Origin of the sequence: Streptosporangium minutum (assembly GCF_002149035.1) — a bacterium.
GTDB classification, from domain to species: Bacteria; Actinomycetota; Actinomycetes; order Streptosporangiales; family Streptosporangiaceae; genus Streptosporangium; species Streptosporangium minutum.
In genome coordinates, this window is sequence record NZ_NGFP01000302.1 from 1 (window position 1) to 10,423 (window position 10,423).

The window sequence follows — 10,423 nt, forward strand, 5'->3', positions numbered from 1 at the left end:
GGTCGGGCAGGGGCGCGGCGGGCGGGAGCTCCCCCGCCAGGACGGCGGCGTGCGCCCGGCGCAGATCCGTGCCGGGTTCGATCCCGAGCTCGGTGACCAGCTGCCGCCTGACCGTGGCGTAGGCGTGCAGCGCCTCGGCCTGGCGGCCGCTCCGGTGCAGGGCGAGCATCAGCTGCTGCCAGAGGTCCTCGCGGAAGGGATGCTCCTTCAGCAGCCCGCGCAGCTCTCCGATCGCGTCGGCGTACCGGCCCCGGGCCATTCTCAGGGTGATCAGCTCCTCGGCGGCGCCGAGCCGTAGCTCCGCCAGCGACTGCAGCCGCCCGTCCCAGAGGGGGCTGCCCGGCAGGTCGGCGAGGGGGATGCCGCGCCACAGCGCGAGCGCCCGGCTGAGCCGGTCGTAGGCCTCCTCCGTACGGCCCGCCGCGCGCGCCTGCGCGATCAGGTCCGCGAAGAGCAGCACGTCGAGCTGTCCGGGTGCCAGCTCGATCACGTAGCCGGGCGGGCGGGCCTGGATCCGGGCGCCGGCCGCGTCGAGCACGCCGCGCAGCGAGCTGACGTAGGTGCGGAGGTTGGCGTGGGCGGAGCGGGGCCGGCGCCGGGGCCACAGCACCTCGACGAGCAGGTCCGCGCCGACCACGTGGTTCGCGTCGAGCAGCAGCGATGCCAGCAGGATCCGTGGTTTCGTGCCGGCGATGCGCAGGGGCCGTCCGGAGACACGGACGTCCAGGGCGCCGAGCACGCTGAATGTGGGCTGATCAACCACCATGACCGCACTTACTCCTCGTATGGAGGCGCTGCAACCATTCACCGGGTTGTGTGGTATGGGCCGGGTAGGCCTTTATGCCGATTTTGGATGATTTTTGTACTGATAATCCAGACCCTTAGCCCCAGGAAGAGCCTTTCGGAGAGATCCAACAGACAGTGCACGGTGCCGGTCAAGGCTTCGCCCCACCGGACCCTGCGGAAAGGATCCGTATGAGACTCAGAGGGGTGCTCACGGCGGGGTTCGCCCTGCTGCTCAGCCTCGCGGGCGGCGCCGCCATGGCGCCGAGTGCCGGAGCCGCCGACCTGGCCTCCGGTGCCACCGCGGCGAGCCTGGCGCCGGGCTTCCAGCTGCCCTTCCCCTGCGGGCAGAGCTGGACGGGCAACTCCAGCGCCAGCAGCGCGCACCAGTCATGGGAGATCGACTTCAACCGGGGCGGCTCCGCGGACGCCGACCTGGGCGACACCGTCGTCGCCGCGGCGGCGGGCACGGTGGCCATCTCGGCCCACCAGGGATCGACCAACGGCTTCGGGAACCTGGTCAAGATCGACCACGGCGGCGGCTGGTCCACCTACTACGCCCACCTGAACTCGCGGTCGGTGAGCGCGGGAGCCCAGGTCTCCCAGGGGCAGCCGATCGGCACGGTCGGCAAGACCAGCAAGCCGGGCAACAACATCTCGGCCCACCTGCACTACGAGGTGCGCCTGGGCAGCAGCTACCCGTCGAACATCCAGAAGGCCGTCTTCAACGGGTCCACCTTCGGCTACTCCGTCCAGACCGTGACCTCCAACAACTGCGGCGGCGGCGGCAACCCGCACACCGCGGAGTCGGTCTGCGGCAGCGGCTACGGGGTGGTCGACTCCGCCGCCCTCGGTACGGCCGGCACCGTCTACCTGCTCTACAACAACTCCAACGGCTACAACTGCGTGGCCACCATCAAGCGCTCGTCCGTCGGCACGGCGACCGCCACCACCGCCTACCTGGAAGTACAGGGCAGCAGCCGCGTCACCGACAGCGGCAACTTCGAGTACTACGCGGGCCCCGTCCGTGCGAGCGCGCCCGGTAAATGCGTCAAGTGGGGCGGCAAGGCCGGCTCGTCCAGCTACGACAGCCCCTTCGAACACTGCGGCAGCTGACCGCGAGAAGGGCCGCCTCCGCCTCCCCCGGCCGGAGGCGGCCCTGCGATGCCCCCACCTTTCGAGGAGAACCCGTGAAGGCCCGCCTCCGCCGTCCGGCCGCACTGCTGGCCGGCTCGCTCATCCCCCTGTCACTCCTGATCGGGCCGCCCGCCGGTGCCGCTTCGGCCGACCCCATGGCCGACGCCTTCGCCGGCTCGGCCGCGACCTACGAGGTCCCCCGCGACCTGCTCGTCGCCCTCGCCTACTCCGAGACCCACCTCGACGGCCACCACGGCGCACCCAGCGCCAGCGGCGGCTACGGGGTGATGCACCTGGTCAGCAACCCCACCACCCACACCCTGGAACAGGCCGCCAAACTGACCTCCGAACCGGTCGAGACGCTCAAGACCGACGACGCGGCCAACATCGCCGGCGGCGCCGCGGTACTGCGCGCCCACGCCGACGCGCTCGGACTTGACGCCACCGCCCGCAAGGACCCCGCCAACTGGTACACCGCCGTGGCCCGATACGGCAACGCCTCCTCCCCCGAGGTCGCCCGGCTGTAYGCCGACACCGTCTACGACCTGCTCGCCAACGGCGTCAACACCGCCGCGCCCAGCGGCACCGTGACCGTCCGGCCCCAGGCCGTCCAGCCCGACCGCGGCGACTACGCCCAGGCCCGCGACCTGAACGCCCCGCGCCTGGCGGCGGCCGTGGACTACCCCGGCGCCAARTGGGTGGCCGCCAGCTCCAGCAACTACACCGTCTCCAACCGGCCCTCCAGCAACGCGATCGACCGGATCGTCATCCACGTSACCCAGGGCTCCTACGCCGGCACGATCTCCTGGTTCCAGAACCCCGCCGCCCAGGTGTCGGCGCACTACGTCGTRCGCTCCTCCGACGGCGACGTCACCCAGATGGTCCGCGAGAAGGACCGGGCCTGGCACGCCCGCGACTGGAACACCCGCTCGGTCGGCATCGAGCACGAGGGCTACGTCAACGACGCCTCCTGGTTCACCGACGCGATGTACCGCTCCTCGGCCGCGCTGACCCGCAACGTCGCCGACCGCTACGGCATCCCCAAGGACCGCGCCCACATCGTCGGCCACGCCGAGGTGCCGGGCAACGACCACACCGACCCCGGCCCGAACTGGGACTGGACCAGATACATGCAGTACGTCAACGGCACCACCACCACCTGGTCCACCATCGTCGACAACACCACGGCGGGGAGGTTCACCGCGAGCGCCAACTGGGGCACCTCCACCTACTCCGGCCAGCGCTACGGCGCCGACTACCGGTACGCCGAACCGGTGACGGCCAGTGACACCGCCTGGTACCGGGCCGCCATCCCCGCCACGGCCACCTACCGCGTCGAGGCCTGGTACCCGGCCACCTCCGGCTACAACACCGCCGCGCCGTACATCGTCACCACCTCCAGCGGCAACAAGACGGTCTACGTCGACCAGCGGACCGGCGGGGGCGCCTGGCGCACCATCGGCACCTTCACGCTGAACGCCGGGGACTACAACGTCGTCGGGGTGAGCCGGTGGACCGCCGGCACGGGACTGATCGTCGCCGACGCCGTCCGCATCACACGGCTCTGACCGGCGTACGGCGGGCCCGGCGAGCACCTCTCGCCGGGCCCGCCGCGAAGGGGCCGGCATGCATGAAGACGGCCATGGCCGCATTGTGCCGTTGCCGCCGGCGGCCTCAACACTGATCATGGGGCTGGAGGCGCTGATCGAGTCCGGCGCCCCTAGCCCCATGATCTGTGTTCCACGCCGGCTGTCTGCGCTGTCCCCACCTCGCACCGTACGAAGGGGTTCCCCGATCGATGTCCTCTCTCCCCTCTCCTGAAAGCTCCGCCACCTGTCCGGTCGCCCATCCGCTGGACCAGGGCCCGGACGGAGTCAACCGGCCTGGTCTGTACAAAAACGCGCAGTATCACGCACTTCGGGAGACCGACACCGGCGTTGTCGAGATCATCCGGGCCAACGGCACCCCGGGCAAACTCGTCACCCGCTACGACGATGTCAAGAAGGTGCTACGCCAGGAGGGATGCTCACGGGAGGCCGCCCTCGACGTCGACGACGTCGGCCTCGAAGGCACCCTCCTCGGTCTGGACGGCGACAACCACGCGGCGGTGCGCAACGTCGTCAAAGACTGCTTCACCCCGCAGGCGATCGAAAAACGCCGCGGCGAGATCGAAAACCGCGCCGCGATGCAGCTGAAAGCGATGCTCGACCAGGGCGAGCCCGTCGATCTCATGGAGACCTTCGCCATCCCCCTGACCTTGGAGACCATCAGCGACATGCTCGGGCTGCCGCAGCCCGACCGGCTGCAGTTCCGGCAGTGGGGAGAGGCCTTCCTGGCCAACAGCGCCCTGACCCGAGCCGATACGGACGCCTCGGCACTGGCTATGGCCGGCTACCTGGCAACCCTCATCGAGCAGCGGCGCCAGGAGCCGACAGCCGACCTGCTGTCACAGATCGCCGTCGGCGGGGCACACCTGCCCCCCGACCGCCTGCTCATGCTGCCGATCGCCCTGGTGCTGGGCGGCTGGGAGGCCACCGCCAGCTCGATCGGCACCTTCACCCAGGTGCTCCTGACCCACCCCTACGCGGAACACGAGAGCGCCTACGCATATCTCATCGACCACCCGGAGATGATCCCCGGCGCGGTGACCGAGCTGGAGCGGATGTTCTCCACCTCCGCCGGCGACGACATGCCCCGGCGGGTGATACGGCAGATGCGGCTCCCCAGCGGCGCGCACCTGCAGCCGGGCGAGGTGGTGATCCCCTCCCATGACGCCGCCAATTTCGACCCGCGGGTCTTTCCCGACCCGCACCGCATCGACTTCGCCCGGAGCCCCAACAAGCATCTGTCGTTCGGCCACGGCCCCCACCACTGCATCGGCCGCCACCTCGGCCATATGGAGGTCGAGGTGGCCATTGGCCTGCTCATCCGCGAACTACCCACGCTACGCCTGGCCATCTCAAGCCAGGACATCCAGTACAAGGCCGGGCACGCCGTCAGCGGCCCGATAAAGCTGCCAGTGGCGTGGAGCTGACCCGACAACGCGGACGGGACGTGGCGGAGGCCGCCCGATCACAGTGCCGCGGCTCTGCCGAACCGCGCCAGGCATGCCTCCGGCAGCGGCTGGGGGATACGGGCCCGTGTCTGGCTCCTCCCTCGGGTGCGCGGGGACGTTCCCCGGCGGGGCGACGCCCTGCGAACCGGCCACCGGCACCTGCCGGGCGGTCGGCCGGGACGGGCTCTCCGGCATCACCACGCCTGTCATCGCTGGGCGGGCCGCCTCCACCGGCGGCGACACTCCTGCACCGCGGCCTCATCACCGGTCATCGCCCGGACCCGCCGGAAGCGCCCCCTGACCGGCAGAGGTCCCGTACGGCATGCCGTACGGGACCCGCGGCGGTCTCAGAGACCGGTCAGAAGGCCGAGGTGTAGGTGGTCAGGGATGGCTGGTTCACACGGGTGGTGCCGTTGTAGCAGACGACGTTGCGGACGATCGCGACGCTTCCGCTGGTGTTCCACAGGGTCTGCAGGTTGCAGTACTCGGGGCCGGGGCCGTAGGCGGTGACCTGGACGTCGTCGGGCAGGACGCCGACCCGCGGGAAGGTCACCATCCGCTGGCCCAGCCCGGCGTTCTGCACGGTGTTGATCCCGAGCTGGGAGTTGTAGTTGACCGCCGGCGGCACCGGCGAGTAGGGCCCGGGGTTGGCCGGGGTGTTGTCGAAGGTGTAGGCGAAGTTCTTCGGCGGGACCGCCGCCCCGGTGATCGCCCGCTCACGCTGGTAGGTCAGCGACCATCCGGTGTTGAGCGGGACGTTCGTCGCGTTGTGGCAGCGGACCTGGACCGTCTGCGCGCCGGGGGCCGAGGCCCAGCCGCCGACCTTGCAGCGGGCGGGCTGGACCGGGTTGACCGCGGTCACCTGGATGTTTCCGGCGGGCACCGCCGAGCCCAGACCGGGCAGGGTGACCGTCCAGACCCCTCCGCCTCCGACGACGGTGTTGACGGCCGGAGCCGAGTTGAACTGGCTGACGATGGACGCGCCGTCGTAGTGGACGTAGCCGAACGCCTGGGGGGCGGGCAGGACGCCCGTGCTCTGCTCGAAGACGATGCTGTACGGGGTGAACACCGGTCCTCCGCCGTACTTGTAGCACTGCACCACCACGACCAGGTCGGGTCCCACCGGACCCCACTTCTGGGCCTGGCACCAGTAGGCGGTCTGGGAGATCGCCGTGACATGCACGACGCCGCCGTCGATCGCGAGCTGCGGGAACGTCACGTATGTCTGCCCCACCCCGCCGGGCGCGACCGTGACGTTGAACCCGGCCCCCCAGCTCCCCGCCTGGCGGGCGGGGTCGGGGATGCCCGAGTTCAGGTTGATGTGGGCGAACCCCCATCGGTTGGGGACGGAGGCCTGGGCGCTCGCGGCGACGGTCACGAGACCGGTCGCGAGCATGAACGCCACACAGAGGATCCTGAACATCGCTTTTCGTAACCTGTGCATGTCGGCCTCGTTCCGCTTGGGGGGTCTGGGCGACCAGACACGCCCGCGACGCCGCACGACAGGCAGGTCGCGGCGCTGGAATGCCTGGTTCACAACTGGCTCTGAGCTCTTGATAGCTCGCCCGCCACCCCTTGAGAAGACCCAACCTTTCTTACGGTCCTGACTGAAACAGGACTCATGCTGTCAATATTCGGGCGCGCCGGTGCCGTACGCCTCGAAATCCCTCGGAACCCCGCCGGGGAGGGAGACCCGCGCCGCCCGGTGCGGGTCCACACCGGCGCCGCGTCAGTCCAGATCCCGCAGCCGCCGCGCGACCTCCGCCTCCCGGTCCGTCATCGACCGGTCGAACGCCTCCCGCATCTCCCGCAGCCCGTTCCAGAACCCCGTGTGATCGGGCAGGCCCTCCGGCGCCGACCGGCCGAGGGCCTCGCCGACCAGTTCGCGTGTCCTGCGCTGCCCGTCCTCCTGCGCCCGCCGTACGGCCGCGCCGGTCTCCTCCGCCAGCTCCTGGCTGTCCATGCGCATGACCCGCGGATTGAAGGTGATCTTCACGAGCCGGCCGGCCGCGTCGGTGACGGCGCGGACCAGCCCGCCGGCGGCCTCGCCCTCACCGGTGATGTCGCCCAGGCCGTCCTCCATCTGGCGCAGGACCGCCTCGTCCGGGTAACCCACGTCATGCTCCTTCTTCGCTACTTGAACTTCCATCCGGGCGGGAAGATGACCGCCCGCAGACCGTGGCCGCCGAACTTGGCCGCCCACTCGTCGTAGGTGGGCAGCAGCTCCCCGTCGCCGTCCAGGGCGCTGTAGGCGGGGGTGTACCCCAGCCCCGAGCCGGTCAGGCGCGCCCCCAGCTCGATGCCCCGGGTGGTCGGCACCCCCCGGGCGGGAAGCTTGGCCAGGTCGTACCCGACCACGTACGCGCTGTTCGCACCGACGATCTTGCCGAACTCCTCCGCGTTCTCCCCCACCGAGCCGAGCGGCAGGCCATGGGAGAGCTGGACGCTCTTGGTGATCGCCATCGAGCCGGCCGCGTAGGCCGCGCCGTCGATGGCCATGTAGAGGAGCGTCGTCATGGTGTACTTGGGCACCGTCATCTCCATGATCCTCGCCGCGTTCAGGGCGAAGGCGGACTTCAGGTTCTTCGCCGTCCTGATCAGTGCGGCGACCCGGGCGGCGGCGACCCCGTAGAGAGCGGTGGTCATCGGCTGGAACGTCACCACCCACATGATCTGCAGGATCAGGTCCTCCAGCTGGGCGAGGCCCTTGTGCGCGTCGTCCACCAGATCCGCGTAGGCCTCGCAGCCGATGGCCACGACACGGCAGTCCTTGGCGAGCAGCGGCGCGTAACCGGAGACGGCCCCCTGGTAGAGCGTGCGGAACCCCTCCACGGCCGGGCCGCTGTTGCGCTCGTTGCCCCAGACCGAGGCGGCCAGCGCGTCGGCGCGGTCGGCGATGCCCTTGTCGGCGTTCTCCCCCCTTCCGCCGTCGAGGTCGTCGGCGAGCCGGTTGAAGATCCGCGCGATCTCCCGGAGCTTGTCGGACGGGATCTCGGGAGCCGTCACGCCGCCGTATACCCGCAGGGCCACCAGGTAGCCCATGCCGGCCCCGAAGAGGACCTTGAGCCCGAGCATCGGCGAGATCGCCATCAGGCGCCGTCCCGTTCCGCCGCCTGGCTGTCGGCCAGGTAGTCCGGCAACTTCTTCAGGTCCTCCGCCATGCCCCAGTCGAGGACCAGGACATTCCTGTGCATCGCGAGCAGGCCATCTTTTATGTCGCCGTAGGCGTCGGCGAGGTCGTCCGTCAGGGCGAGCATCTGGTCGCGTTTGGGAGTGAACCACCGCAGGAACTTCTGGTCGGTCTCCTCGCCGCTCGGCAGGCCGCCGAGGGCCTTCAGGGCGTCCGCCGCCCGCCTGACCGCGTTGTGGAGATCGCCGCCGACCATGCCGAAGCCGGGTGCAACCCGGTTCTCCAGCTGGTCGTGGTCGTACGCCATGGGCTCCGGCCGGCCTTGCGCCGGGGCTGACTCCGCCACGTACCGCTCCTCACTGTGCACAGACCCCGAAGATTGCCGGCAACAAACCCTTGATATCCCCGATGGACCTCGAAGTTCTAGAGGGGCCGTGAGATCGGTGAAGCACACCGTGGTGAGAGCGTGGAATCTGCCTGTTCCGGAAGCGCTAAATCAGAGTTAATGCGGTGTTAATACATATTCGGCGGTGCGGTCCCACACCGCTTCCGGCCCTCATCCGGAGGGGTGGGAGCCTCCGCGGGAGGCGTGCTCCAGCGAGCCGAGCACGTCGGCGTCGATGGAGAAGAAATCGTAGAGATCGGTCATGCGCAGCAGCCGCTCGAAATGGCCCCGCACTCCCGCCAGCCGCAGCCATCCGCCCGCCTCGAAGGCCGAGGTCATCCCGCTGAGGAATGTCCGCAGGCCGTTGGAGTCGCAGAAGGTGACCCCCCCGACGTCGAGGACGATCCTGGCACGCCGGGCGGAGACCAGCTCGCCGATGGCCGTCCTGAGGAGAGGGCTGGAGTTGCGGTCGATGTCCCCCGTCACGGTGAGCACGGCGCAGCCCGTCTCCTCGTGATGGGTGACGCGGATGACCAGCTCTCTACTCATCGCCCTGTCTCTCCCGTGCGCCGACGATTCGGCCCGCGCCGGCTGCTGTCCAGACTGATCAAGGTATACCCGTCCCGCCCGGCGGGTTGGGCGACGGTCCGGAGACATGTGCGTAACGGCCTCGGTCACCGGCCGTGGAAACGGTCGCCCCGAAATCAGCCGGCGTGCGCCGGGGGACGGCGAGCCGCGACGGGGCCCGCCCGGCGGAGCACCTCACGGGTGAGCGGGGGGGACGTCCCCGCCGCCGGAGACCGGGTACGGCGGGAACGCGCCGGCGGGACAGGCCGCCGGCGCGCGGAAGGGGTGGCCGGGGTCCCCGCTCCCGACCACCCCACGTGCCGGCAGGACCGGCACCTGTCGGCGGATCAGCCAAAGGCCGGCGGATCAGCCGACGGGGGCTCCCCCCTGAACGTGGACACCGAATTCAGGCGGCGAGCTTCAAGCTACCTGCAGCTTTCTCGTAATCGACCGGGCTGATCTGGCCGAGGCGGGAATGCCGCCTGACCGTGTTGTATCGGGTGATCCAGCCGAACACGGCCAGGCGGGCTGCTCGGGCATCGGGCCAGTGGCGCGCCCCCTGCAGGATCTCGCGTTTGAGGGTCGCGTTGAACGACTCGGCCGCCGCGTTGTCGGCGCTGGTTCCGACCTCCCCGCGCGAGCGGGTGACCCCCAGCCTGTGACAAGCCCCCGCCGATGCCGTACACGCGCATCACCCGCTCGACCCGCTTGTGGTTGACCTCGATCCCGGCCGCCCGCAACTCGGCCGTCATCCGGGGCGAGCCGTAGGTGCCCTCATGCTCGGCATGAATCCACCGCATCCGCCCGGCCAGATCCTCATCGGCCAGGCGGCGGGCCAGCCGCGCCCCGGCACCCTTCAACCACCGGTAGAAGCCTGAGCGCGACACCTGCAACACCCGGCACAACCGCTTCACCCCGAAGAGCGCCTTGTGATCCTCAACGAACTGAAAGCGGCTCACCAGTTCGTCTCGCCCGCGAAAAGCTTCGCAGCCCTGCGCAGAATGTCACGCTCTTGCTCCAGCTCCCGGATCCGGGCGCGCAGCTGCTTGTTTTCCTCTTCCAGCACGTCGTCCGAGGGTATGTGCCCCGACAGCGCCCGCTTACCGGTAGCAGCGACACGCCCCGTCGCATTTGGAGCGCCCTCACCCCGAATCTGCGCAGCGCGTACCCACAACCGCAGCGTCTCGCGGCTGATCCCCAGGTCCCTCGCGATCGACGTGATCGTCCGGTCCGGCCTGGACAAGACCAACGCGACCGCGTCGGCCTTGAACTCGGGCGGGTAGTTCTTCATCACCATCAGTGACATCTCTTCCCCTGGACCTCAAGATCCAGTCTCCAAGGTGTCCACATTCAAGGGGGAACGCCC

At 69.8% G+C, this 10,423-nt stretch carries 9 protein-coding genes and 1 pseudogene; 3 read left to right on the forward strand and 7 right to left on the reverse strand.

The genetic code is table 11. The features are described from left to right. Positions 1-766, reverse strand: a 766-nt coding sequence (locus CA984_RS38820) for an AfsR/SARP family transcriptional regulator (protein WP_133061907.1), incomplete at its 3' end; no start/stop codon positions are given. A 209-nt stretch (positions 767-975) separates the two neighbouring features. On the opposite strand from CA984_RS38820, the gene CA984_RS38825 reads away from it, so the two are divergent. The 3 genes from CA984_RS38825 to CA984_RS38835 all read left to right on the forward strand — a co-directional run bounded on the left by CA984_RS38825 (position 976) and on the right by CA984_RS38835 (position 4,954). After that, complete coding sequence (locus CA984_RS38825) at positions 976-1,899, forward strand: M23 family metallopeptidase (protein ID WP_207621203.1); 924 nt, start codon at positions 976-978, stop codon at positions 1,897-1,899. A 74-nt stretch (positions 1,900-1,973) separates the two neighbouring features. Further along, the gene (locus CA984_RS38830; protein WP_086578374.1) at positions 1,974-3,488 is read left to right on the forward strand and encodes a golvesin C-terminal-like domain-containing protein; all 1,515 of its coding nucleotides are present in this window, start codon (positions 1,974-1,976) and stop codon (positions 3,486-3,488) included. A 230-nt stretch (positions 3,489-3,718) separates the two neighbouring features. After that, positions 3,719-4,954 (forward strand): cytochrome P450, encoded by a 1,236-nt coding sequence (locus tag CA984_RS38835; protein ID WP_086578375.1) that lies wholly within the window; start codon positions 3,719-3,721, stop codon positions 4,952-4,954. Between the two features lie 379 nt (positions 4,955-5,333). Here CA984_RS38835 and CA984_RS38840 read toward each other — a convergent pair whose 3' ends face one another. The 6 genes and pseudogenes from CA984_RS38840 to CA984_RS38865 all read right to left on the reverse strand — a co-directional run bounded on the left by CA984_RS38840 (position 5,334) and on the right by CA984_RS38865 (position 10,354). Further along, positions 5,334-6,380: a hypothetical protein gene (locus CA984_RS38840; RefSeq protein ID WP_133061908.1), complete on the reverse strand. Its 1,047-nt coding sequence runs from the start codon at positions 6,378-6,380 to the stop codon at positions 5,334-5,336. 324 nt (positions 6,381-6,704) lie between these two features. Continuing rightward, positions 6,705-7,091: a YbaB/EbfC family nucleoid-associated protein gene (locus CA984_RS38845; protein ID WP_165781578.1), complete on the reverse strand. Its 387-nt coding sequence runs from the start codon at positions 7,089-7,091 to the stop codon at positions 6,705-6,707. Positions 7,092-7,108: 17 nt separating this feature from the next. Next, complete coding sequence (locus tag CA984_RS38850; protein WP_086578378.1) at positions 7,109-8,065, reverse strand: hypothetical protein; 957 nt, start codon at positions 8,063-8,065, stop codon at positions 7,109-7,111. Then, positions 8,065-8,451, reverse strand: coding sequence for a hypothetical protein (locus CA984_RS38855; RefSeq protein WP_133061909.1), 387 nt, complete (start codon positions 8,449-8,451; stop codon positions 8,065-8,067). The genes CA984_RS38850 and CA984_RS38855 overlap by 1 nt, the downstream gene beginning before the upstream one ends. Positions 8,452-8,661: 210 nt before the next feature. After that, positions 8,662-9,039, reverse strand: coding sequence for an STAS domain-containing protein (locus tag CA984_RS38860; RefSeq protein WP_165781579.1), 378 nt, complete (start codon positions 9,037-9,039; stop codon positions 8,662-8,664). 424 nt (positions 9,040-9,463) lie between these two features. Then, positions 9,464-10,354: pseudogene (locus CA984_RS38865) on the reverse strand (IS3 family transposase). Between the last annotated feature and the right edge of the window lie 69 nt (positions 10,355-10,423).